Origin of the sequence: Ciceribacter sp. RN22, from assembly GCF_024054295.1 — a bacterium.
GTDB lineage: Bacteria > Pseudomonadota > Alphaproteobacteria > Rhizobiales > Rhizobiaceae > Allorhizobium > Allorhizobium lividum.
The window spans coordinates 488934-513388 of record NZ_JAMXLD010000001.1 but is presented as its reverse complement, the minus strand read 5'-3'; the positions used below and the strand labels follow the sequence as shown (position 1 = coordinate 513388).

The following is a 24455-nucleotide window of genomic DNA, read 5'->3' as shown; positions in this document are numbered from 1 at the left end:
TCTATCGTCGAACTATTTCCTGCTGATCGTCACGAATTTCGTGCCGCGCACGCGAACAGTCATCTCGCACGGAGCGCTGTCGGTTCGCTCACAGAAGCGCGGATGCATCTTGAAAACGAAGACCATGTTGCCGAACCGCTTGACGAAGTCGTAGCCGTAGACCTGCGCGGTTGCGATCAGCAGGTAGCCGCCCTCCTTGACCTGGACGTAGAAATTGTGGGGGCATCCGTCCTCGTTGCAGGCCGGTCCACGTTCACCGTCGCACGTGTACGCGCCGTGGTCGGAGATCGCGTCAATGATCCCGTCGTTGTTGATGTCAAGTCGTCGGATGAAGCCATCGCCAAACTCGACGACCTTGCATTGGGAGCGAAAGTGGTCTTTCTCGTAGATCTCGGGATCGCTGACGAGACTCTGCTGAGCGGTGGCCGCAAGAGGCGCGCCAAGCAGAAGCGCAGTTTGCAGGAAGGCAAGCAGCAATTGTTTCACGGCAACCGTCCGAACGAATGAGAGGCCAATCGACCGGCATGATGACGTCCTTGGCTTGTGCCGCCCTGACCCGAGGTGAAACTCAGAAAGGCTATCGATGACGTTGCTCGGCTTTCTCGACTACGCAGGCGTGGCCGTCTTCGCCGCAACTGGCGCATTGTCGGCATCGCGCAAGGAACTCGACGTGATCGGCTTCCTGTTCCTCGCTGCCGTAACGGGCATTGGCGGCGGCACGCTGCGGGACGTCGTACTCGGCAGTCTGCCGGTCTTCTGGGTGATCGATCCCGGCTACATCCTCGTCTGCGTGTCGATGGGTGCACTGGTCTTCTTCACCGCACACCTCTTCGAATCTCGCTATCGACTGCTGATCTGGCTCGATGCCATCGGGCTTTCGGCCTATTGCGTCATGGGCGCTGCCAAAGGTCTGGCGGCCTCCGGCTCGCCGACCGTGGCGATCGTCACTGGCACCCTGACGGCAGCAGCCGGCGGCATCCTGCGCGATATCATCACCGGCGAGCCTTCGGTTCTGCTTCGTCCCGAGATATACGTCACGGCGGGCCTTGCCGGAGCATGTGTATTTACTGGAGCGACAGTCGCTGGAGCGCCGGTTTTCGTGGCGTCCGGGGCTGGTGCTCTGACGGCATTCGCGATTCGCGGGGGTGCCCTGCGCTTCGGCTGGAGCTTTCCACGCTACAAACCGAGGCCCGGCAGGTCGCCGGAGGACGTATTGCGATGAGGGGGATTACGCGCCCTTTTGCCGCAGGCGGATGACCACGTCGACGTGACTGATCTCCAGACCTTCGGGAGGTTCCGGCAGGTTGTCGATCACGATATTGCTCACCGGGATGTCGAGGACTTCGTTCTCTCCCTCAATGAAGAAGTGATGATGGTCCGAGACGTTGGTGTCGAAATAGGTCTTGGCGCTTTCGACGGCGAGCACGCGGATAAGGCCGGCTTCCGTGAACTGGTGCAGGGTGTTGTAGACGGTCGCAAGAGACACGGGAACGTCAGCCGCAAGGGCTTCTTCGTGCAGTTCCTCGACCGTCAGGTGTCGATCACCCTTGGCGAAGAGCAGGCTGGCGAGCGCAATGCGCTGGCGCGTGGGACGAAGCCCAGAGCGACGCAGTCTCGCTTCCGTTTCCTTGAGGCGTTCTGCCATCATGGAGTTGCTCTCCGGTTCTACTCGAATGCTGGTCTTCTTGTTTAGCGATATAACTTCTAAGCGGGAGGCTTTCAATACTTCAGTGCAGGTATACGGCGGCAGGGCGCCGGAGATACGGTATTTTCCTCCGATTGACTCTGGCCGCGCCGCGATGCTTCCTGTATGGCCACGGCTGAAATATGCGGCTTGAGGCGAGAGCAAGGCTGTCCAACGGCCGACAGGGGCGATTGTGGGACTTCATTTTGTCCCTATCTTGCTCTATGGGTCCAACATTCGCGCAAGCCTGGGGACGACGAAGAAGAATGAAACCGAGACAATCCAGCTACAACTACGAAGAAATCCTGTCCTGTGGTCGCGGCGAGCTTTTCGGCCCCGGCAATGCGCAGCTCCCCCTGCCACCGATGCTGATGGTCCATCGTATCACGGACATCTCGGAAACCGGCGGCGCATTCGACAAGGGCTATGTCCGCGCCGAATACGACGTCCACCCGGACGATTGGTATTTTCCCTGCCACTTCCAAGGCAATCCGATCATGCCCGGCTGCCTCGGGCTCGACGGCATGTGGCAGCTGACTGGCTTTTTTCTCGGCTGGCTGGGTGAAGAGGGCCGCGGCATGGCGCTCTCCACCGGTGAGGTGAAGTTTAAGGGTATGGTCCGTCCTCACACCAAGCTCTTGGAGTACGGCATCGACTTCAAGCGGGTCATGCGCGGCCGCCTCGTGCTGGGGACTGCCGACGGCTGGCTGAAGGCGGATGGCGAGATCATTTACCAGGCGACCGACCTTCGCGTAGGTTTGTCGAAGGATAAGACGGCCTGATCTCAGGCACCGTCCAATTGTGATAACGAGAAGGTCTGTTGAGATGAGAAGGGTAGTTGTTACGGGTCTGGGTATCGTTTCCTCCATCGGGAACGACGCCGCAGAGGTTACGGAATCCCTGCGCAATGCGAAGTCCGGAATCTCCTTCTCTCCCGATTTTGCCGAGCACGGTTTCCGCTGCCAAGTCTGGGGGAAGCCCACGCTGGACCCCACCGATCTTGTTGATCGCCGCGCGATGCGTTTCCTCTCTCAGGGGGGGGCATGGAACCACGTCGCGATGAAGCAGGCGATCGCTGATTCGGGGCTTGAGGAATCCGATATCAGCGGTAACGAACGCACCGGCATCATCATGGGCTCGGGCGGTCCGTCCACGCGCACCATCGTCGAGGCAGCCGACATCACCCGCCAGAACAACAGCCCGAAGCGCATCGGCCCGTTTGCCGTGCCTAAGGCCATGTCGTCGACCGCGTCGGCGACGCTCGCCACCTGGTTCAAGATCCATGGCGTAAACTACTCGATCTCGTCGGCTTGCTCGACTTCGGCGCATTGCATCGGCAATGCGGCCGAAATGATCCAGTGGGGCAAGCAGGACGTGATGTTCGCCGGTGGCCATGAGGATCTCGACTGGACCATGTCGGACCTCTTCGATGCCATGGGTGCGATGTCTTCGAAGTTCAACGACACGCCCGGCAGTGCATCACGCGCCTATGACGCCTCGCGTGACGGCTTCGTCATCGCCGGCGGCGCCGGCGTTCTCGTTCTGGAAGAGCTGGAACGCGCCAAGGCCCGCGGCGCCAAGATCTACGCGGAAATCGTCGGTTACGGAGCGACCTCGGACGGCTACGACATGGTCGCACCGTCGGGTGAAGGCGCCATCCGCTGCATGCGGCAGGCACTCTCGACGGTGAAGGGGGAGATCGACTACATCAACACCCACGGCACGTCGACACCGGTCGGTGACTCCAAGGAAATCGGCGCGATCCGCGAAGTGTTCGGGGCAAAGATCCCGCATATCCAGTCGACCAAGTCGCTGACTGGTCATTCGCTGGGCGCTGCCGGTGTCCAGGAGTCGATTTATGGGCTTCTGATGATGCAGGAGCGCTTCATCGGCGAAAGCGCGCACATCAGCGAACTGGACCCGGAATTCGACGGAGTCCCGATCGTTCGCAAGCGGATCGACAACGCCAAGATCGACACCGTTCTGTCGAACTCCTTCGGCTTCGGTGGCACCAACGCCACGCTCGTGTTCCAGCGTCACAATGGATAACGGAATGATTGCCTCTATGCAGGGAAAACGCGGCCTTATCATGGGCGTCGCGAACAACCACTCTATCGCCTGGGGTATTGCCAAGGCGCTTGCCGGTGCCGGCGCCGAACTCGCCTTCACCTACCAGGGTGAAGCTTTGGGCAAGCGCGTGAAGCCGCTTGCTGCCGAACTCGGCTCGGATTTCCTCCTGCCTTGCGATGTGGAGGATCTCGCTTCCGTCGACGCAGTTGTCGCGGCCCTGAAGGAGCGCTGGGGCACGCTGGATTTCGTCGTTCACGCGATCGGCTTCTCCGACAAGAACGAATTGAAAGGGCTCTACGCGGATACCTCGCGTGAGAACTTCGTGCGCACGATGGTCATCTCCTGCTTCTCGTTCACGGAGATTGCCAAGCGTGCCGCCGAGATCATGTCAGACGGCGGATCGATGCTGACGCTGACCTACGGTGGTTCGGTTCGCATCATGCCGAACTACAACGTCATGGGTGTGGCCAAGGCGGCGCTGGAGGCGTCCGTGCGCTATCTCGCCGGCGATTATGGTCCGCGCGGCATCCGCGTCAACGCCATCTCCGCCGGTCCGATCCGCACACTTGCCGGTGCAGGCATCGCCGACGCCCGCGCGATGCTGTCCTGGCAGCAGAAGAATTCGCCGCTCCGCCGGACGGTGACGATCGAAGACGTGGGTGGTTCTGCTCTCTACCTCCTGTCCGACCTCTCGCGTGGCGTGACCGGAGAGATCCACTACGTCGACTCCGGCTACAACATCACGTCGATGCCGACTGTCGATCTCTTGAACAAGGCCGACACGGAATAAATTTCCGGAAAGACGAAGAATAGAGAAGCCCGGCGCTGATCGCAGCACCGGGCTTCTGCCGTTTCATGGGACCGAGCCGTCAGGCCCTTATTTCTTGGCCCATAGAACCTTGTAGCGGGCGTTGCGGCAGGTCTCTCCGTGTTCGCGGAAGTGCTCGCCGAGAGTCGCCTCGTAGGGAAGGCCGCGGTTGGCGACGAGCATCAGCGTTCCGCCACCACGCAGTGCCTGACTGGCGGCGGTGATCAACGCCTTGCCGAGCGATGGTTCGGCTGCGTGTCCCTCGTGGAAGGGCGGATTCATGATGACCAGGTCGTATTTCTCCCTGATCGGCTCGCGCGCGAGATCCTGCCAGAAGAAACGTGCAGAGACGTCCGGGCAGTTCGCCGCCATGTTGGCCTTGGCGCATTCGAGCGCTTGGTAATCGGCTTCGAAGAGGTCGATACGGTTGACTCGGGGGGAGCGCTCCGCAAGCATGACGGAAAGATAGCCCCAACCGGCTCCGAGATCGGCAGCATTGCCGTCGAAGTTTTCCGGCAGGCGGCCTGCGAGCAGCTCTGAACCGGCATCGATGCGGTCGTGGGAGAACATGCCGGCAACGGTGCGAAAACGGCCGTCAACCGTGACATGGGCCGCCTCGAGCACGCCGACCGCCGCCGACCGCTCCTCGGGAACAACGAACCATAGCGCCACACCATGGTACTTCGGCATATGGTCTACGACGAGCCCAAGTGCATCAAGGCGCTTGCGTAGCGGCTGAACGCCATCTTCCTTGCCGCCTGCCACGACGACGAGGCCACCCGCCTTCACACGCTTCAACGCTTCGGCAATCCGGTTCTCGTTCTCGCCGCGATGCTTTCCGCAAAGGACCAGAGCGCCATCGTAGCCGTCTCCCTCCGGCAGAGGCAGTGGCTCGGCGCCTGCAGCCTCCAACTGGAGGAAGGACGGGCGTAGCCCCTGCACCGCGACCACCGCCGCCGCGAAGCCGCTCGGAGGGGCAATTCCGGCTTCAGCACCGAGGAAGAGAAAGCGTTCTCCTGCCTGCGGCATCGGCAACACGTCGGAAGCGAAGGGGTGGAACAGGGTCTTCAGGGCATCGCGGCTCATGGCTCGGTCTTCTCTCTCGGCGAACAAAAAAGGCGCGGAATTTCTCCCGCGCCTCGGATCGGGGACGAAACGTGCTTATTCGGCAGCCTCGCCTTCGTCCTTCTTCTTCTCGGCAACGATTTCCTTGCCGGTCGTCTGGTCTACGGCCTTCATCGACAGGCGGACCTTGCCGCGCTCATCGAAGCCCATGAGCTTGACCCAGACCTTGTCGCCTTCCTTGACGACGTCCGTGGTCTTGGCGACGCGCTCGGAAGCGAGCTGCGAAATGTGGACGAGACCGTCGCGAGCGCCGAAGAAGTTGACGAACGCGCCGAAGTCCGCGGTCTTAACGACCGTCCCTTCGTAGATTGCACCAACTTCCGGCTCTGCCACGATGGAGTGGATCCACTTGCGGGCAGCCTCGATCTCCTTGCCGGAGGACGAGGCAATCTTGACGGTGCCGTCGTCTTCGATGTTGATCTTCGCGCCGGTCTTCTCGACGATTTCGCGGATGACCTTGCCGCCGGAGCCGATGACTTCGCGGATCTTGTCGACCGGAATGTTCATAACTTCGATGCGCGGCGCGAATTCGCCGAGCTGGCCGCGGCTCTCGGTGATGGCCTTCGCCATTTCGCCGAGGATGTGCTTGCGACCGCCCTGCGCCTGGCCGAGTGCAACCTTCATGATCTCTTCGGTGATACCGGCGATCTTGATGTCCATCTGCAGCGAAGTGATGCCATCCGCCGTGCCGGCGACCTTGAAGTCCATGTCGCCGAGGTGGTCTTCGTCGCCGAGGATGTCGGAAAGAACGGCGAAACGATCACCTTCGAGGATGAGGCCCATGGCGATGCCGGCGACGGGCTTGGACAGCGGAACGCCGGCGTCCATGAGAGCGAGCGAGGTGCCGCAGACGGTCGCCATCGAAGACGAACCGTTCGATTCCGTGATCTCGGAGACGACGCGCAGCGTGTAGGGGAACTGCTCGGCGGTCGGCAGCATCGGGTGGATTGCGCGCCAGGCGAGCTTGCCATGGCCGATTTCGCGACGGCCCGGGGAGCCCATGCGACCCGTTTCACCGACCGAGTAGGGCGGGAAGTTGTAGTGCAGCATGAAGTTTTCTTTGTACATGCCGGTCAGGCTGTCGACATACTGCTCGTCTTCGCCTGTGCCGAGCGTGGCAACGACGATGGCTTGGGTTTCACCACGGGTGAAGAGGGCCGAACCGTGGGTGCGCGGCAGGAGGCCGACCTCCGCGATGATCGGGCGAACGGTCTCGAGATCACGACCGTCGATACGGCTCTTGGTGTCGAGAATGTTCCAGCGGACGATCTTCGCCTGCAGGTGCTTGAAGACGGCGCCGACTTCTTCGGCCGAGTACTTGGCTTCGCCTTCTTCCGGAAGGAAGTGAGCCTTCACCTTGGCCTTGACGGCATCGACAGCGGCGTAACGCTCGGCCTTCTGCGTGATCTTGTAGGCGTCACGCAGTTCGGCTTCGGCGATCGAGAGCATCTCGGCTTCGAGCGCGGAATGATCTTCCGGCTCGAATTCACGCGGCTCCTTGGCAGCGACTTCGGCGAGCTTGATGATCGCATCGATGACCGGCTGGAAGCCGCGGTGACCGAACATGACCGCGCCGAGCATGACGTCTTCGGGCAATTCCTTGGCTTCCGATTCGACCATCAGCACCGCGTCCTGCGTGCCGGCGACAACGAGATCGAGGCTCGATTCGTCCATCTCGTCGAGATGCGGGTTCAGAACATATTCACCGTTGATGTAGCCGACGCGGGCGCCGCCGACCGGGCCCATGAAGGGTACGCCGGAGAGCGTGAGTGCAGCCGAGGTGGCGACCATCGACAGGATGTCCGGGTTGTTTTCGAGGTCGTGCTGGATGACGGTAACGACGACCTGCGTGTCGTTCTTGTAGCCTTCCGGGAAGAGGGGGCGGATCGGACGGTCGATCAGGCGGGAAACGAGCGTCTCGTTCTCGGAAGGACGACCTTCGCGCTTGAAGTAACCGCCCGGGATCTTGCCGGCAGCATAGGTCTTTTCCTGGTAGTTGACGGTGAGCGGGAAGAAGTCCTGGCCGGGCTTCGGCGCCTTGGCCGAAACGACGGTGGCGAGAACGACGGTTTCGCCATAGGTCGCGAGAACGGCGCCGTCGGCCTGACGGGCGATCTTGCCGGTTTCGAGCTTCAGCGGGCGGCCTGCCCACTCGATTTCTACGCTATGAATGTCAAACATTGTCTTTTCCTTCTCCGCGGAAAGCAGCGCTCATGTTCCTTCTTGCGGAACAGGCCGTCGCGGCCGCGGGAATGCTGACGTATCACGGGCAAGACAGCAGGAAGCTCTTCAGGTGGCTCATGGCGTCAGCGGTACGATATTCCGCGCCATCACGCCCCGCGCGCTCTCGAAGCCGAAGCCTCGTTGCGCGTGCCAGACCATCCTGGCAAAAGCACCCGGCAATCCTGCCCCATGACAGGTCATCGGTTGGTTCTGGCGGCACCGGCCCATCCGGCCCGCCCTATGTTGCTGCCCGGGAGCAGTCTCGCTCCGGCCGGGCCTTCGGGACATTAGTCCCGATAGAAAGCCGGCGGACCTCCGCAAGGAAGTCCGCCGGAACATGTTAGCGGCGAATGCCCAGGCGAGCGATCAGGCCGTTGTAGCGGGCCTCGTCCTTCTTCTTGAGGTAGTCAAGAAGCGAACGACGGCTGGAAACCAGGGTCAGAAGGCCACGGCGGGAGTGGTTGTCCTTCTTGTGGCCCTTGAAATGTTCCGTCAGGTTGTTGATCCGCTCGGTCAGGATCGCGACCTGTACTTCCGGCGAACCCGTGTCGCCTTCCTTGGTCGCATATTCCTTGATCAGGGCAGCCTTGCGCTCTGCAGTAATCGACATCGCAGTATCCTTTCAATGTCAGGAGAGAAGACGCCATATGCCGAGATGTCGTCCAGCATTGGCCATGAAAAGCAGGTGGACGGACCGCCATGCTGGCGCTGCCTATAAACCATTCAGGCGAGAATTGGAAGCGCTGATTACAGGCTGCCGCTTCAGGTAAAAACCCGCCGTGGATGAAACTCTCCACCGGCAATCTCGCCGATCGCGACCAGCTTCCCAGCGGCAAGTGCCACCGCTTCCGGCTCGGCAACTGGTGCATCGCGACCGCGCAGGATGATCGGATTGCCCATGCGAAGACGATGCGCCTGATCCTCGCTCACCCTGATCTGCGGCAAGGCGGCGAGCGCCTCGCTGGTGTCGATGAGAAATTCGTCCAGCGCCGCCAGCCGCTCGTCGCGGTCCTCGATTTTTTCCAGTGCGACAAGGTCCGCCAGCGGAACCATGGTCTCTTCCGCAAAGGGGGCGACATAGGTGCGCCGGAGGAGAGATATATGGCCGTAGCAACCGAGGTCGCGGCCGAAGTCGCGGGCAAGCGAGCGCACATAGGTGCCCTTGCCGCATTCCACCTCGAAATGTGCCTGGTCCTTCTCGCACTTCAGCAATGTCAGGCGGTGAACCTCGACTTCGCGCGACGGGATGTCGACGGTCTCGCCGTCACGTGCCAAGTCATAGGCGCGTTCGCCTGCGATCTTGATTGCAGAGAACTGCGGAGGCACCTGCGAGATGACGCCGGTGTACCGTGGCAGTAGCGCTCGTATCGCCTCTTCGGTCGGCCGAGCCGTGGATGTCTGCGTTACGTCGCCTTCGAGATCGTCGGTCGAGCGCTCTTCGCCCCACGTGACGGTGAACTCGTAGATCTTTCTGCCGTCCATGACGTAAGGAACGGTTTTCGTCGCATCACCGAGCGCAATCGGAAGCATGCCCGAGGCGAGCGGATCGAGCGTGCCGGCGTGGCCGGCCTTCTGGGCGTTGAACAGCCACTTGATTTTGGAAACCGCTTCCGTTGAACCGAAATCGGCAGGCTTGTCGAGGATCAGCCAGCCCGAAACGGGGCGGCCCTTGGGCTTGCGAGGCTTGGACATGCGTCTCTATTCTTGTTCGTCGTCTCGGTCGGCGTCGAGATCTCGGCTGACTTCGGGCGAGCGCAGCAGCGCATCGATCTTCTGGTAGTTGTCGAAACTGGTATCATCGCGGAAGCGAACTTCCGGCATGTACTTCATCTGCCGCAGTTGCGGGCCGAGGCGGCCACGAATGTACTTCGCATTGCGGTTCAGCGCATCGATGACCGCATTGTGGTCGGGGACGCCGAGCGGCGTCACATAGGCCGTGGCAATCTTCAAATCCGGCGACATGCGGACCTCGGAGATGGAAATCACGGTCTTTTCGATCAGTGGATCGCGTACTTCGCCGCGCTGCAGAACCTGGGTGATCGCGGCGCGAACCTGTTCTCCGACGCGGAGCATGCGCTGGGATGGAGCGGAAGAGGTTGGTCTGGTCATCGTCATCCTGCCTTAAACAAAGCGAGCGCCGGATCGCCGGCGCCCGCAACTTGTTCGGATTGTGATCGCCGGCTTTAGAGCGTGCGCGTAACGTGCTCCACGCGGAAGCACTCGATAACGTCCCCGGCACGGATGTCTTCGTAGTTCTCGAAGGCCATGCCGCATTCCTGCCCGACAGGTACTTCCGAGACTTCGTCCTTGAAGCGCTTGAGCGTCTTGAGCTTGCCTTCGTGGATGACGACGTTGTCGCGTACCAGGCGTACACCTGCGCCACGCTCGACCTTGCCTTCGGTGACGCGGCAACCCGCGACCTTGCCGACCTTGGTGATGTTGAAGACCTCGAGGATCTCCGCATTGCCGAGGAAGGTCTCGCGCCGTTCCGGCGAGAGAAGACCCGACATCGCCGCCTTCACGTCATCCACCAAGTCGTAGATGATGTTGTAGTAGCGGATCTCGATGCCGCCGCGTTCAGCCGCCTGACGGGCTTGCGTGTTTGCGCGGACGTTGAAGCCGATGATGGCAGCGTTCGACGCCTCGGCAAGCGAGATGTCGGACTCGGTGACGCCGCCGACCGCCGAGTGGACGATGCGCGCACGCACCTCCTCGGTGCCGAGCTTGTCCAGCGCGCCGGCAATCGCCTCGATCGAACCCTGCACGTCGCCCTTGATGACCAGCGGGAATTCCTTCATGCCGGAAGTTTGAAGCTGGCTCATCATCTGTTCGAGCGAACCGCGAGAACCCGACTGGCGGGCCGCCGCCTTGTCGCGTGCCAGACGCAGACGGTACTCGGAGATTTCGCGAGCGCGGGCCTCGTTCTCGACAACGGCGAACTTGTCGCCGGCTGCCGGCGTGCCGGAAAGACCGAGAACCTCGACCGGCATGGCCGGACCGGCTTCCTTGACGTGGTCGCCCTTGTCGTTGACGAGCGCACGCACGCGTCCCCACTGGTCGCCGGCGACGATGATCTGGCCGGGGCGAAGCGTACCCTTCTGCACGAGGACAGTCGCGACGGCGCCGCGGCCGCGGTCGAGTTCGGCTTCGATGACCGTACCTTCGGCCGTGCGGTTCGGATTGGCCTTGAGGTCGAGGATTTCGGCCTGCAGCAGGATGGCCTCGAGCAGCTTGTCGAGATTGGTGCCGTTCTTCGCCGAAACCTCGACGTCGAGAACTTCACCGCCCATGGATTCGACGAAGACTTCATGCTGCAGCAGTTCCGTGCGGACCTTCTGCGGATTTGCCGTCGGCTTGTCGATCTTGTTGATCGCAACGATGATCGGAACGCCGGCCGCCTTGGCATGATTGATCGATTCGATCGTCTGCGGCATCACGCTGTCATCGGCCGCAACGACCAGGATGGCGATGTCGGTCGCTTGCGCGCCACGGGCACGCATCGCAGTGAAGGCGGCGTGACCGGGCGTGTCGATGAAGGTGATCTTCTGACCGTTCTGCTCGACCTGATAGGCGCCGATGTGCTGCGTAATGCCACCGGCTTCGCCTGCCACGACATTTGCGTTGCGGATGGCGTCGAGCAGCGAGGTCTTGCCGTGGTCGACGTGGCCCATGATGGTGACGACCGGCGGACGCGGAAGCAGTTCGCCTTCCTCGTCGGCAACGTCAAAGATACCTTCCTCGACGTCGGACTCGGAGACCCGCTTGACGGTGTGGCCGAATTCGGTTGCGATGATTTCTGCCAGGTCGGCGTCGATGACGTCGCCGGGCTTCATCATCTGGCCTTCTTTCATCAGGTACTTGATGACGTCGACCGCGCGTTCGGACATACGCTGCGACAATTCCTGGATGGTGATGGTCTCCGGCAGCACGACCTCACGCACGATCTTCTCGCGCGGTTCCTGCATCTGGCTGCGGCGGAACTTTTCCTGGCGGCGGCGCATCGATGCGAGCGAACGGCCGCGCGACGGCGCGCCTTCCTCGTCCACATCGGCCGTGGTGACGGTCAGCTTTCCACGCCGGCGATCCTCTTCACCCTTGGGCCGGGCGGGAACCTTTGCCGGGGCCGGCGCGACAACCTTGCCACGCGCGGGGCCACGAGCGGCGCCGCGTTCCTCTTCCTCTTCCTCTTCCTTCCGGCTGCGGCCGAAGACAGGAGCTGAAGGCGCTGCGGGGCGCGGGGCCGCGGGACGAACTTCGGCAGGACGAACAGGAACTGCTGCCGGTGCCGGAGCTTCGGCTTCCTGTGCCTGCGTCCCTTCTTCCTTCACTTCCACCGCACGACGCGCGGCATCCTCGGCGGCACGGCGGGCAGCCTCTTCTGCTTCCGCCTTGCGGCGCGCTTCGTCGATGGCGCGCTGCTTGGTTTCCTCGACCTCGCGAGCCTGCGCCTCCACGAGGGCGCGGCGACGCGCTTCCATCTCTCCGGCGGACAGGTCGTGAAGGACGGCACCTCTCGGGCGCTCCTGACGAACGGGCTGTTGCGGCTGCGGTGGGCGCTGCTGCGGCGCGCTCGGCTGGTGAACGCGCGGAGCAGCGGGCGCGGCCGGCCGCGGGGCAGCCGGAGCCGGCTCTGCGGGGCGTGCCTGCGGGACAGGAGCGGAGGCTTTCTCGTCTTCGGGGCGGGTCAGGCGCCGCTTCCGCGTCTCGACCACAACCGCCTTCGTGCGACCGCGACCGATATCCTGGCGCACGGTACCTTGGCTCACCCCCGAAGGTTTCAGGGTGAGAGTCTTCTTGCCCGTTACGCTGAGTGTCTTGTCGTCTTTGTTGTCGGTCATTCCGTTCCCGTTCCTTCGAGCGCGGCCGGATGTCCTGCATCGACCGCGTCGCTAATTCCTGTTCATCCATGCAGTGGCCGGCCGAGCCGGTGACCGCGTCATTGTGGTTTCTGGCCGGCGCCACCCGTCGTTTGCGGCGCGCCGCCGCGATACGTCTTGAGCAGGTTTGCGCGTTTCACTACACCTTCACCCGCCTGCCCTGCAAGCGCCGCAGCATGGATAAAAGCATTCTGGCCCATCAGTTCTTCCATTTCCGCCTCGGACAGGAGACGAAAGGAGGGTATCTCCGCATCGGTTTCCATTCCGAGGTGCCAGGCCTTGCGTGCCTGGTCGATCTTTCTCACACCGTCGGCTGCGGCATCTGCCGCATGAAACACCGCGATGGCCTCGCCGCTGCGAACCGCCAAGTCGACCTTGGCGCTGCCGGTGATGAACTGGCCCGCCTTGCGAGCCATGTTCATCATCCCTGCAAGCTGGGCGACGAGCAGGCGGTCCACACGTTGGCCGAGATCAGGATCAGCCTTCGCATCCGCCTTCAGCGCGCGCGCGAAAAGCTTCTTTGCTACCGCCTTGTCGACCGCCTCGCGGCTTGCCGAAACCCAGCATCCGCGACCTGGAAGCTGCCGCTTCAAATCCGCGACGACGCTGCCGTCTGGACCGGCGACAAAGCGGATCAGCGTCTCCGGCGTTCCGCTCTGCCGCGTGACGATGCACGTGCGGCCGTTCATGTCCGCACTCTCAATGACATCGTCATTCGGCAAGCCTTCCGGCGCATCGCCTCGCATCATTCGGCCTTGTCTTCGTCCTCGGCCACTTCTTCGTCCACGACCTCAGCGGCGAGATCCTCCTCGGTGATCCAGCCGGCCGCCAACCGGGCCTGAACGATCATGTTTTCGGCTTCCGCGCGAGAAACGTCGAACTTCGAGAACAGTCCTTCGAACTTCTTGGTCTCGCCATCCTTGCGCTCGCTCCAGCCGACGAGATCGTCGGCTGCGCAGCCGGCAAAGTCCTCGATCGTCTTGATACCGTCCTCGCCGAGGGCGACCATCATCTGGGCCGTCATGCCGTCGATCTGGCGCAGGTCGTCGGAAACGCCGAGTTCCTTGCGCTTGGCGTCCATTTCCGCCTCGATCTTCTCCAGATAATCGCGGGCGCGCGACTGGATTTCCTGGGCGGTGTCCTCGTCGAAGCCCTCGATCGACGCGATTTCGTCGAGATCGACATAGGCGAGCTCCTCGACCTGGGCGAAGCCTTCGGAGGCGAGCACCTGACCGATCATCTCGTCGACGTCGAGCGCATCCATGAAGAGGTTGGTCCGCTCGTTGAATTCCTTCTGACGACGCTCGGATTCTTCCTGCTCGGTCATGATGTCGATGTCCCAGCCGGTGAGCTGGGAGGCGAGGCGGACGTTCTGGCCGCGACGACCGATGGCCAGCGAAAGCTGCTCGTCCGGAACGACGACCTCGATGCGCTCGGCATCCTCGTCGAGAACGACCTTGGAAACCTCGGCAGGCTGCAGCGCATTGACGATGAAGGAAGCCGGATCCTGGCTCCACGGGATGATGTCGATCTTCTCGCCCTGCAATTCGCCGACGACGGCCTGGACGCGCGAGCCGCGCATACCGACGCATGCGCCGACCGGGTCGATCGACGAGTCATTCGAAATGACGGCAATCTTGGCACGCGAACCCGGGTCGCGGGCAACCGACTTGATCTGGATGATGCCGTCGTAGATTTCCGGCACTTCCATGGTGAAGAGCTTCACCATGAACTGCGGATGGGTACGCGACAGGAAGATCTGCGGACCGCGCTGTTCGCGGCGTACGTCGTAGACATAGGCGCGCACGCGGTCGCCATAGCGGAAGGTCTCGCGCGGGATCATCTCGTCGCGGCGGATGATGCCTTCGCCGCGGCCGAGATCGACGATCACATTGCCGTATTCGACACGCTTGACGGTACCGTTGACGATTTCGCCGACACGATCCTTGAACTCGTCGTACTGGCGATCCCGTTCGGCTTCGCGCACCTTCTGCACGATAACCTGCTTGGCGGACTGGGCGGCGATGCGGCCGAAATCCATCGGCGGCAGCGGATCGGCGATGAAGTCACCGATCTTGGCGTCCGGATTGCGGTCACGGGCAAGCTCGAGAGCGATCTGCGTGGAATAGTCCTCGACCTTCTCGACAACTTCAAGAAGGCGCTGCAGACGGATCTCGCCGGTCTTGGAGTTGATATCGGCGCGAATGTTGGTTTCGGAGCCGTAGCGCGAGCGAGCGGCTTTCTGGATTGCATCGGCCATAGCGGCAAGCACGATTTCGCGGTCGATCACCTTCTCACGCGCGACCGCGTCAGCGATCTGCAAGAGCTCGAGCCGGTTAGCACTGACTGCCATTGTCTTATGTCTCCGTCTTCACTGCCGGGGCCTGGCCCTCGAGGCGGTTAGTCTATCGGGGTTTCGTCGTCATTCTGGTTCGCGGCCTGGGCTCGAGCGGCCTTGTCGGCCTTCAGCGCATCGCGGATAAGATCGTCCGTCAGGATCAGCTTCGCTTCCGCCAGCGCTGTGAACGGAATGGTTACGCGCGGCTCCTCGCCATATGCGATCTGGTCTCGCTCGATGGTAAAACCGTCCCCGTCCACTGCCGTGATCTTTCCGCGGAACCGTTTGCGGTTGTCGACCAGAATCGACGTTTCGCATTTGACGAGATGGCCCTGCCAGCGTTCGAAATCGGACTTGCGCACCATCGGCCTGTCGATACCCGGGGAGGATACTTCCAGATGATAGGCCTTGTCGACCGGATCTTCGACGTCGAGAACCGGCGAAACCGCCATCGAGAGCTTTTCGCAATCCTCGACCGTCATGGTGCCGTCGTTGCGTTCGGCCATGATCTGGAGGGTAAGGCCGTTCTGGTTCAGGAGCCGAACCCGCACAAGCTTGAAGCCCATGGCGACGGCCACGGGCTCAATGATTTCAGCGATGCGCCGATCCAGACCGGTTTCCGTGACAATGCGCGGCTCGCGGTCCTGCGGCGCCGGTACTTGTTCCGACACGCGTCATCCTCCTGGATGAATTCTGCAGCTTTCCCGACCGCTAACAAAAAAGAGCGGGTCCTTGCGGCCCCACTCTTCATCTATCGATCAAGAATTTAGGCACGATATACGCTTGCTTGCGCGCAAATGCAAGCTTTGCGAGGAACCACGTCGTCCCGGTGCTATTTTCTCGTTCGAGATCGCGAGAGATAGGCAGCGTGCTTCAGATTTGCATATAGTGGCCCGCTCCGCTTCGAAAGTCGCAGGTGAACAGGACGTGTCGGACCGCAAATCGCCCTTGGCGCCACTGAAGAACGAATTCTACCGGACGATCTGGGTTGCAAGCATCTCGTCGAATCTCGGCGGTCTCATCCAGGGCGTGGGAGCAGCCTGGCTGATGGCGTCCATTTCCCGCTCGGAGAATATGGTCGCCCTTGTGCAGGCATCCAACACCTTGCCGATCATGCTGTTCTCATTGCTCTCCGGGGCCGTCGCCGACAGCTTTGATCGCCGCAAGGTCATGCTGCTATCGCAGTTTTTCATGCTGGCCGTTTCGGTCTTGCTCGCCGCCTTTGCCTTTGTCGGACAGATTTCTCCGTGGTCGCTGCTGTTTTTTACGTTCCTGATCGGCAGCGGCACGGCGCTCAACAATCCGTCCTGGCAGGCCTCCGTCGGCGATATGGTGCCGCGAAGCGATCTCCCGGCTGCCGTCGCCTTGAACAGTATGGGCTTCAACATTACCCGAAGTGTCGGGCCGGCGCTCGGGGGCATGATCGTCGCCGCACTTGGCGCTGCTGCAGCCTTCCTCGTGAACGCCTTCAGCTACCTGCCGCTCGCCTATGCGCTCTATCGCTGGCGTCCGGAAGTTCCGCAGACGACCTTGCCTCGCGAGCAGCTGGGTGCCGCCATCTCTGCGGGACTTCGCTACGTCGCGATGTCGCCGAATATTATGAAGGTGCTTTTCCGCAGTTTCGTCTTCGGCCTGACGGCGGTCGCGATCCTCGCGCTCCTGCCGGTGGTCGCCCGCGACATGGTCGCAGGTGGGCCGCTCACCTACGGCATTCTGCTGGGCGCCTTTGGCGCAGGTGCGATCGCAGGTGCACTATCGAGTGCCCGGCTACGGGAACTCCTTTCGAGCGAGGACATCGTGCGATTGTCGTTCGCAGGTTTCGCCCTTAGTACCGCAGTCGTCGGCATCAGCGGGTCGGCTTGGCTCACCGGGGCGGCCCTTCTGCTTGCCGGTGCCTGTTGGGTCCTCGCACTTTCGCTCTTCAATACGGTCGTGCAGCTCTCCACGCCGCGCTGGGTGGTCGGTCGGGCACTCTCGCTCTACCAGACAGCTACCTTCGGCGGCATGGCGACCGGCAGCTGGCTCTGGGGTCACGTGGCCGAAACCAACAGCGTCGGACATGCTCTCCTTGCGTCTGCACTGGTGATGATTGTCGGCGTCGCAATCGGGTTCCGGCTGCCAATGCCGCCCTTTGCATCGCTCGATCTCGATCCGCTCAACCGCTTCAACGAGCCGGAACTCCGGCTCGACGTAAAGCCGCGCAGCGGTCCCATCGTCGTGCAGATCGGTTACGAGATCGACGATGACGACGTGCACGAATTCCTTTCGTTGATGGTTGAAAGGCGCCGGATTCGTCTTCGTGACGGCGCCCGCAACTGGGCGCTGATGCGCGATCTCGAAAATCCGGAGGTCTGGACCGAGACCTATCACACGCCGACCTGGGTGGATTATGTGCGTCATAACCAGCGGCGGACAAAGGCGGACGCGGAAACGAGCGACCGCCTGCTTGCTCTTCACCGGGGCACTTCAAAGCCCCGCGTTCATCGGATGATCGAGCGGCAGGGTATTCCGCCGGCCGATGACGTTTTCCACCAGACGCACATCGAGCCGCACTGAGGATCGTCAGCGAAGCTTCGCCTTCAGGCTCTCGTCGGGGAAACAGGTCGGCCGCAGACCGCCCTTCGCCTGCCACTCGCCGAGCGACCTGCGGGTCTTGTAGCCGGGCAGGCCATCGACCTTGCCGACATCGTAATTTTTCGCGACGAGGGCCTCCTGCATGGCCAGGACGTCGGAGCGCAGCATCTTGCCGACGTCACCCCACTTGCCGACGAAAGGACCGCTGCCATAGGCGATGCGATCGGCGAGATTGCCGATGAAGAGCGCGTAGAGATCGGAGTTATTGTACTCCTTGAGCACGTAAAAGTTCGGTGTGACCAGGAATTCGGGTCCATGCGTTCCCGCTGGGACGAGCATCATCGTGGAAGCCGTCGCCTCACGGTCCGGAAACGGTTTGCCCGAGATGCGTCGGATACCCGTTGCCGCCCAGATGGAGAGAGGCTGTGCACGGTCCGGCCCTTCCTGGGCACAGGAGACGCCCTCCGGAATGGCGACCTCGTAACCCCAGCTGCGTCCCCTCTGCCACCCCTTGTGGACGAGATAGTTGGCGATGGAGGCCAAGCTGTCGGGAACGGAAGCCCATATGTTGCGACGGCCGTCGCCGTCGAAATCGACCGCGTGCTCGAGGTAGCTCGTCGGCATGAACTGCGGCTGGCCGAGGGCCCCGGCCCATGAGCCCATCATCTCGCCGGCGCTGACATCGCCACCATCGATCATGTGAAGGGCAGAAATCAGCTCGCGCAGAAAAAGGTCCTTGCGGGTCGACATGAAAGCCTTGGTTGCAAGCACCTCCACCGCGGGATAGGGCAGTTTCGCCTGGCCGAAGCCCGTTTCTCGTCCCCATATCGCGAGCACGACGGATCCCGGAACGCCGTAGGTCGTCTCGATCTTCTGAAGGGTGCGGGCGTGCCGCGTCGCGAGACTGCGACCGGTGGCGGCAAGTCCTTGCAGCCGTTTCTCCGAGAAATAGGCTCCCGGTGAAGAGAACTCCGCCTGACTCTGCTTGCGTTCCTTCGGGGGCTTGCTGCCCGGCGGCACAAGATCCGGCAGGTTCCAGTTGAGATGGAGGCCGGCAGTCGCGCGCTCGAACGCGTTACGGCTGACGCCTGACTTCTGCGCGAGCGGCCACAGATCCTGCTGCAACCACGCCTGGAACCTCGCCTCGATTGCGCCCTTGTCGAGTGCTGCGGCGGGAAGCGGAGAAAGGAGCTGCAGAAGGAGGAAGAGGATGGCGGAGTGTCGTCTCATGGAACCTCGCATCACCCGCAATTGGGGCAGATTTCAGATCGCCGTGCGCGCCCTCAGTGCCGCCGACAACGTTCCCTCGTCCAGATAGTCGAGCTCACCACCCACGGGAACGCCATGGGCGAGACGGGTGATTTTGACGTCCAGCCCCGCCAGATGATCGGTGATGTAGTGAGCGGTCGTCTGTCCCTCGACGGTCGCATTGACCGCGATGATGACCTCGCGGATGCCGCCTTTGGACACCCTGTCGATAAGGCCGCGGATGTTGAGATCATCCGGTCCCACGCCGTCGAGCGGCGACAGCGTGCCGCCGAGCACGTGATAGGCCGCATTCATCGCGCCCGCGCGCTCCAGCGCCCAGAGGTCGGAGACGTCTTCTACGACGATGATCACCGTCTGGTCGCGACGATCGTCGGTGCAGACGGTGCAAGGGTCGCTCGTATCGACATTGCCGCAGTGGGAGCAGATCTTGACCTTGTCGTAGGCGTCGCCGAGCGCGTGGGCCAGCGGTCCCATCAACTGATCCTTCTTCTTGATGAGATGCAACGCCGCCCGGCGGGCGGAGCGCGGTCCGAGCCCGGGCACCTTCGCCAGCAGCTGGATCAGTTTCTCGATTTCGGGGCCGGTGACTCGCTTTGCCATGAGCGGTTTCTAGCGAATATCTGCGCGAAACGGAAATGCCTTCAACGCAGCCCTCGCCAGTGGGAAGACGAAGTGCGGAGGAATAGCCGATCGCCGCACGGCTGCCACGATCAGATATCGCATCAGAACGGCAGCTTCATGCCGGGCGGGATTGGGAGACCGGCCGTCATCTCCCTGGTCTTTTCCGCCATTACGGCTTCGGCCTTGTCCTTGGCGTCCTTGTGGGCGGCAACGATCAGGTCCTCGAGGATCTCGACCTCTTCTTCCTTGAAGAGTGAAGGATCGATCTTGAGGCCCTTGAGCTCGCCCTTGCCGGTCATCGTCACGGTCACAAGACCGCCGCCGGATTTGCCTTCGACTTCGAGAGCGGCGATCTCCGCCTGCATCTTCTCCATCTTGGCCTGCATTTCCTTGACCTTGCCCATCATGCCCATGATGTCGCGCATCGTCCGTCTCCCTGAAATATTGGCGAATGCCGTCTTAGAATTCGATGTCGTCGCCCGGAAGAATGTCGCCCTCGGCGGACTCGGCTGCCGAAGGGATGTCCAGCGTCTCATCCTCGTTGCCGGTGGCACGAATGCGCACGTCCGTGATCCTCGCCCCGGGGAAGCGGGTCAGGATCGCCGCCACGTCCGGATCCTGGCGTGCATCGAGGAGCCTCGCCTCGCGATTCGAACTTTCGGTTTCCGCAAGTGTCGGCCGGCCGGCTTCGCGCGACAGGATGACCATCCAGCGGATTTCCGTCCATTCCTCGAGTCGCCGCTGCAGGTCCCCTGCAAGCGTCTTCGGCGCTTCGGGTGGCAGATTGATCTCGAGGCGCCCGGGCTCCAGACCCACGAGCCGGACATAGGAACGCAGGAGAGCCTTGAGCTTCGGGTCACGGTTCTGTGTGCAGAGCTCGGCGATATCCTCAAGCGACTTGACGGGAACTTTGGGGACTGGTGTCGGCTTTGTTTCGATGCGCCCCAGGACAACTGGCTGCAATTCAGGTGTCGGCACACTCTGGAGATGGGCGGTCGGTCTTGGTGCAGTTGGCTGCATCGCGCGATCCGGCATCTGCCCGGCGACAGCAGCCGTGCGATAGGACGCCTGGGCGCCACCGCCGTTGCCTCCCGAGGGTGCAGCGGAATGGCTGCCGGCTTGGCCTCCTTCCGCCAATTCTGCAAGCCGGCGCGCAGCATCTTCCGGCGATGGCAAATGAGCCGCATGCGCAAGCCGAATAATGACCATTTCCGCGGCACCGGCAGGGCGCGCGGAATTTTCCGCTTCCGGGATCCCTTTCAGTAGCATCTGCCACATGCGGGAGAGCGTCGAAACGCTGATGCTGGTCGAGAGCTCGGCCCCGCGAACGCGCTCCACCTCACTGAGGGAGGCGTCCTGAGCCGCCGACGGTATGTATTTGAGCCGTGTCACGAGATGGGTGAAGTCGGCGAGGTCGGTCAGAACGACCGTCGGGCTGGCGCCCGACTCGTACTGGCTGCCGAACTCGGAGAGCGCAGCCGCGACGTCGCCGCGCACCACATGTTCGAAGAGATCGACGATGCGGGCACGATCGGCAAGCCCGAGCATCGCGCGCACCGCATCCGTCTTGACCGTCCCGCCGCCGTGGGCAATCGCCTGATCGAGCAGCGAGAGTCCGTCGCGTGCCGACCCCTCGGCAGCACGCGCAATCATCGCAAGGGCTTCCTCGTCGGCGACGATGCCTTCCTTGGCCGCAATCGTCGAGAACAGGCCGACCAGATCACTCGCACTGATGCGCCGCAGGTCGAAGCGCTGGCAGCGGGAGAGCACGGTGATCGGCACCTTGCGGATCTCGGTCGTTGCGAAGATGAACTTGACGTGTTCCGGCGGCTCCTCGAGTGTCTTCAGCAAGCCGTTGAAGGCTGCCGTCGAGAGCATATGCACTTCATCGATGATGTAGACTTTGTAGCGGGCCGAGACGGGGCGATAGCGAACCTGCTCGATGATCTCGCGGATGTCGTCGATACCGGTATGCGAGGCCGCGTCCATTTCGATGACGTCGACGTGACGACCTTCCATGATCGCCTGACAATGTTCGCCCGGGAGCTTGAGGTCGATCGTCGGCTTGTCGATCTCTGCAGTCTTGTAATTCAGCGCGCGCGCCAGGATACGGGCGGTCGTCGTCTTGCCGACACCGCGAACACCCGTCAGCATGTAGGCCTGCGCGATACGACCCGTCTCGAACGCATTCGTGAGCGTGCGGACCATCGGCTCCTGGCCGACCATCAGATCGGTGAAATCCTTGGGACGATACTTGCGGGCCAGGACTCTGTATCCTGCGGCGCCGCCGTTTGCATGTGCTGCTGTCGGCTCGAAGTCGCTCATCGCTCCTGCCAGCGTTAGAGTCGTCCCGTTCGGGTCTTTCGACCCTTCATCCTGCCGGCCATGTAGAACGGAAGGTGGGAGGCTGGCACGATGACCCGTGCCGGGCTCGTTAGGGCTGCTTCCTTCCGGACCTGACCCGGTTGGCGAGTGGCTCGTCCACCACCAACCTCCCGAGAGCACATATCGGCAATTACGGAAGCAAATGCAAGCCAAGCCGCCAAAAAACTGCTATCTATGGAGAAACGCTGGAAAAGGAGGCATTCTTGGTCAAGTTCGAGCTCGATGAGAGACTGACGCGCGACAGTGAGCGCCTGACGCTGCTCGGCCTCTGCGATGTCCGGCTCATGCGCGACAGCCGTTGGCCATGGCTCGTCCTCGTGCCGCAACGTCCGGATGTCAGCGAGGTCTTCGACCTCACGCCGCTCGACCAGGCAGTGTTGACCTTCGAGCAGAATCTGGTGGCGTCCGCGCTCAAGAGGGCGACTGGCGCTGTCAAAATAAACGTCGGCGCTCTTGGCAATATTGTTCGACAGCTTCATGTTCACGTTATCGCCCGCTTCGAAGGGGACGCGAATTGGCCGGGCCCCGTCTGGGGACACGGTTCGGCCGTTCCCTATGAGGCGCAGCCTTGCGGTGAATTCAAACGGAAGCTTCTCGAAGCCCTTCAGTCATGAGCAAATCCATCTTCGATCTCGACACTCCGCATCCCGAAGCCAGCACGCTTACCGCCTTTTCCAGGAATGGGCTCGACCGATGTAGCGAACACCGGGAAGAGGACTGCCTGGAGCAGGCGCTCGCGGTTGAAGGCGCCCACATTCTTGCATTCGCCGGGCCGAAGCTCATCCTCAAGCACGACGGGCAGGTTCTTGATCCGCTGTTCGCGCCCTATGAATTGCCGGAGCTTGATCCCGACTTCGACAACGCTGTTCTCCTGGGATTCCAGCCGACAGGCGAGCCGCGGCTCGCCGTGCCCGTGCGCAGTGCGGCAGAGGAACTCGCCAATCACTACAAGGCTGCTGACGCCCGTTCGCTCTTTCGCGACGACCTGGTCGGCGAGGATCTGCAGGGCGAGGCGGCGCAGGCACTCAGTCTTCTTCAGTGGAACATGGACAACCGGTTTTGTGGCCGCTGCGGCAGCGCGACGGAAGGCCGAATCGGCGGGTACAAACGGGTCTGTCAGGCCTGCGACCACACGATTTTCCCGCGGACAGACCCGGTCGCGATCATGCTGGTGATCGACGAGACGCGCGATCTGTGCCTCCTTGGTCGCAATCATCGCTTCCCGGACGGCATGTATTCCTGCCTGGCTGGCTTCGTGGAACCGGGCGAGACAATCGAGAATGCGGTTCGCCGCGAAACCTACGAGGAAGCGGGAATCGAGATCGGCCGGGTACGCTATCACGCTTCGCAGCCCTGGCCCATGCCCCATCAGATGATGATCGGGTGTTTTGCCGAGGCGCTTTCCAGCGAGGTCAGCCGCGATACCTTCGAGCTTGCCGACTGCCGATGGTTCACGAGGACCGAGGTCGAAGAGATGATGGCGTCGCGCGCCGCCAACGGCTGGACGACGCCGATCGAGGGAACGATCGCCAATCGTCTGCTGCGGGACTGGCTGGACTGGCCCCGTTGAGGCGTCCCCCGGAAATTGCGAAAATCGTGCGGTCCAGGGGAGAGCGGACTTAGAGCTTGCCCCGCATCGGGTGGCCCTTGTAGACGCCGAGAATGCGGACTTTTTCCGAGAAGAAGCGCAGTTCTTCCAGGGCCTGCATGACCGGCGTGTCATCCGGGTGGCCTTCGATATCCGCATAGAACTGGGTCGCCACGAACTTGCCCCCGATCTGATAACTTTCCAGCTTCGTCATGTTGATGCCGTTCGTCGCAAAACCGCCGAGCGCCTTGTAGAGTGCGGCCGGAATGTTCCGGACATTGAAGATGAAGGTGGTGACGATGAGTTCGTCAGGCAAAGAACGCTTGGCAATGGTCTCGTCGCGGGACAGGACGACGAAACGGGTGACGTTGTTCTCGGTATCCTCGACATTCTCGGCAATGATTTCGAGACCATAGAGATCGGCGGCAAGTCGCGGTGCAAGGGCTGCCATGGATCGCTCGCCGGTTTCGGCGACCAGCTTTGCCGCACCGGCGGTGTCGCCGGCGACGACCGGCTTCCAGCCATTGTTGCGGATGATCTTGCGGCATTGTCCGAGCGCGTGGATATGGCTGTGCACCGTGCGGATCTCGTCCCTCGCAACACCGGGAAGCACCATCAGCTGGAATCGGATGGGCATGAAGTACTCGCCGACGATGTGCAGGCGGGACTCCGGCAACAGGTGATGGATATCGGCCACCCGCCCGGCGATGGTGTTTTCGATCGGGATCATGGCGAGGTCCGCGTCGCCGTTCTCGACGGCCACGAAGGCATCCTCGAACGTTGGGCAGGGAAGTGGCGACATGTCCGGGAACATGTCGCGGCATGCCATGTCGGAATTTGCGCCGAAATCGCCCTGAAATGCGATCTTGTTGGTCTTGTTCGTCATGGCGAGT

General features: G+C 62.1%; 23 protein-coding genes and 1 other RNA gene. 7 read left to right on the top strand and 17 right to left on the bottom strand.

Going from position 1 to position 24455, the window contains the following annotated elements; genetic code table 11:
- Window positions 1–12: 12 nt before the first annotated feature.
- On the bottom strand, window positions 13–486 hold the full coding sequence (locus tag NHF53_RS02600; RefSeq protein ID WP_252832979.1) for a hypothetical protein: 474 nt from the start codon (window positions 484–486) through the stop codon (window positions 13–15).
- Between the two features lie 97 nt (window positions 487–583).
- On the opposite strand from NHF53_RS02600, the gene NHF53_RS02595 reads away from it, so the two are divergent.
- Window positions 584–1222: a trimeric intracellular cation channel family protein gene (locus NHF53_RS02595; RefSeq protein WP_252832978.1), complete on the top strand. Its 639-nt coding sequence runs from the start codon at window positions 584–586 to the stop codon at window positions 1220–1222.
- 6 nt (window positions 1223–1228) lie between these two features.
- Here NHF53_RS02595 and irrA read toward each other — a convergent pair whose 3' ends face one another.
- Window positions 1229–1648 (bottom strand): iron response transcriptional regulator IrrA, encoded by a 420-nt coding sequence (irrA, locus tag NHF53_RS02590; RefSeq protein WP_114363825.1) that lies wholly within the window; start codon window positions 1646–1648, stop codon window positions 1229–1231.
- 302 nt (window positions 1649–1950) lie between these two features.
- On the opposite strand from irrA, the gene fabA reads away from it, so the two are divergent.
- From fabA to fabI, 3 genes are read left to right on the top strand one after another with little or no spacing between them, the layout of a single operon-like run.
- Window positions 1951–2466 carry a 3-hydroxyacyl-[acyl-carrier-protein] dehydratase FabA gene (fabA, locus tag NHF53_RS02585; RefSeq protein WP_112686142.1) on the top strand — a complete coding sequence of 172 codons (516 nt, stop codon included), beginning with the start codon at window positions 1951–1953 and terminating at the stop codon, window positions 2464–2466.
- A gap of 43 nt (window positions 2467–2509) precedes the next feature.
- The gene (gene fabB, locus NHF53_RS02580) at window positions 2510–3733 is read left to right on the top strand and encodes a beta-ketoacyl-ACP synthase I (protein WP_252832977.1); all 1224 of its coding nucleotides are present in this window, start codon (window positions 2510–2512) and stop codon (window positions 3731–3733) included.
- Window positions 3734–3737: 4 nt separating this feature from the next.
- Window positions 3738–4544, top strand: coding sequence for an enoyl-ACP reductase FabI (gene fabI, locus NHF53_RS02575; protein WP_252832976.1), 807 nt, complete (start codon window positions 3738–3740; stop codon window positions 4542–4544).
- 87 nt (window positions 4545–4631) lie between these two features.
- Here fabI and NHF53_RS02570 read toward each other — a convergent pair whose 3' ends face one another.
- The 9 genes from NHF53_RS02570 to rimP all read right to left on the bottom strand — a co-directional run bounded on the left by NHF53_RS02570 (window position 4632) and on the right by rimP (window position 15796).
- A complete protein-coding gene (locus NHF53_RS02570) occupies window positions 4632–5648 on the bottom strand; it encodes a class I SAM-dependent methyltransferase (protein ID WP_252832975.1) in 1017 nt (338 codons plus the stop codon).
- Between the two features lie 75 nt (window positions 5649–5723).
- A complete protein-coding gene (gene pnp / locus NHF53_RS02565) occupies window positions 5724–7868 on the bottom strand; it encodes a polyribonucleotide nucleotidyltransferase (protein WP_252832974.1) in 2145 nt (714 codons plus the stop codon).
- Window positions 7869–8250: 382 nt separating this feature from the next.
- On the bottom strand, window positions 8251–8520 hold the full coding sequence (rpsO, locus tag NHF53_RS02560; RefSeq protein WP_112686132.1) for a 30S ribosomal protein S15: 270 nt from the start codon (window positions 8518–8520) through the stop codon (window positions 8251–8253).
- 152 nt (window positions 8521–8672) lie between these two features.
- A complete protein-coding gene (gene truB, locus NHF53_RS02555; RefSeq protein ID WP_114363820.1) occupies window positions 8673–9602 on the bottom strand; it encodes a tRNA pseudouridine(55) synthase TruB in 930 nt (309 codons plus the stop codon).
- Between the two features lie 6 nt (window positions 9603–9608).
- Entirely contained in the window at window positions 9609–10019 is a 411-nt protein-coding gene (gene rbfA, locus NHF53_RS02550) for a 30S ribosome-binding factor RbfA (RefSeq protein WP_112686128.1), read from the bottom strand.
- Between the two features lie 74 nt (window positions 10020–10093).
- Window positions 10094–12748, bottom strand: coding sequence for a translation initiation factor IF-2 (infB, locus tag NHF53_RS02545; protein ID WP_252832973.1), 2655 nt, complete (start codon window positions 12746–12748; stop codon window positions 10094–10096).
- Between the two features lie 98 nt (window positions 12749–12846).
- Window positions 12847–13533: an RNA-binding protein gene (locus tag NHF53_RS02540; RefSeq protein WP_252834889.1), complete on the bottom strand. Its 687-nt coding sequence runs from the start codon at window positions 13531–13533 to the stop codon at window positions 12847–12849.
- On the bottom strand, window positions 13533–15140 hold the full coding sequence (gene nusA / locus NHF53_RS02535; RefSeq protein WP_114363818.1) for a transcription termination factor NusA: 1608 nt from the start codon (window positions 15138–15140) through the stop codon (window positions 13533–13535). Before nusA ends, NHF53_RS02540 begins: the two co-directional genes overlap by 1 nt.
- Before the next feature lie 47 nt (window positions 15141–15187).
- Window positions 15188–15796 carry a ribosome maturation factor RimP gene (gene rimP, locus NHF53_RS02530; protein WP_252832972.1) on the bottom strand — a complete coding sequence of 203 codons (609 nt, stop codon included), beginning with the start codon at window positions 15794–15796 and terminating at the stop codon, window positions 15188–15190.
- Between the two features lie 256 nt (window positions 15797–16052).
- On the opposite strand from rimP, the gene NHF53_RS02525 reads away from it, so the two are divergent.
- Window positions 16053–17681 (top strand): MFS transporter, encoded by a 1629-nt coding sequence (locus NHF53_RS02525; RefSeq protein WP_252832971.1) that lies wholly within the window; start codon window positions 16053–16055, stop codon window positions 17679–17681.
- Window positions 17682–17687: 6 nt separating this feature from the next.
- Here NHF53_RS02525 and NHF53_RS02520 read toward each other — a convergent pair whose 3' ends face one another.
- The 5 genes from NHF53_RS02520 to ffs form a co-directional block, all read right to left on the bottom strand.
- A complete protein-coding gene (locus tag NHF53_RS02520) occupies window positions 17688–18929 on the bottom strand; it encodes a lytic murein transglycosylase (protein WP_252832970.1) in 1242 nt (413 codons plus the stop codon).
- A gap of 33 nt (window positions 18930–18962) precedes the next feature.
- On the bottom strand, window positions 18963–19568 hold the full coding sequence (recR, locus tag NHF53_RS02515) for a recombination mediator RecR (RefSeq protein ID WP_252832969.1): 606 nt from the start codon (window positions 19566–19568) through the stop codon (window positions 18963–18965).
- A 122-nt stretch (window positions 19569–19690) separates the two neighbouring features.
- Window positions 19691–20014, bottom strand: a complete 324-nt coding sequence (locus NHF53_RS02510) for a YbaB/EbfC family nucleoid-associated protein (RefSeq protein WP_114363814.1) — start codon at window positions 20012–20014, stop codon at window positions 19691–19693.
- 34 nt (window positions 20015–20048) lie between these two features.
- Window positions 20049–21914: a DNA polymerase III subunit gamma/tau gene (locus NHF53_RS02505; RefSeq protein WP_252832968.1), complete on the bottom strand. Its 1866-nt coding sequence runs from the start codon at window positions 21912–21914 to the stop codon at window positions 20049–20051.
- Window positions 21915–21988: 74 nt separating this feature from the next.
- Window positions 21989–22085, bottom strand: an RNA gene (gene ffs / locus NHF53_RS02500) — signal recognition particle sRNA small type.
- Between the two features lie 92 nt (window positions 22086–22177).
- On the opposite strand from ffs, the gene NHF53_RS02495 reads away from it, so the two are divergent.
- Together NHF53_RS02495 and nudC are read left to right on the top strand one after the other, a co-directional pair.
- A complete protein-coding gene (locus NHF53_RS02495; RefSeq protein WP_114363812.1) occupies window positions 22178–22588 on the top strand; it encodes an HIT domain-containing protein in 411 nt (136 codons plus the stop codon).
- Window positions 22585–23544, top strand: a complete 960-nt coding sequence (gene nudC / locus NHF53_RS02490) for an NAD(+) diphosphatase (RefSeq protein WP_252832967.1) — start codon at window positions 22585–22587, stop codon at window positions 23542–23544. The genes NHF53_RS02495 and nudC overlap by 4 nt, the downstream gene beginning before the upstream one ends.
- Before the next feature lie 49 nt (window positions 23545–23593).
- On the opposite strand, the gene NHF53_RS02485 is transcribed toward nudC, so the two are convergent.
- Window positions 23594–24448 (bottom strand): prephenate dehydratase, encoded by an 855-nt coding sequence (locus NHF53_RS02485; RefSeq protein ID WP_252832966.1) that lies wholly within the window; start codon window positions 24446–24448, stop codon window positions 23594–23596.
- Window positions 24449–24455 lie beyond the last annotated feature (7 nt).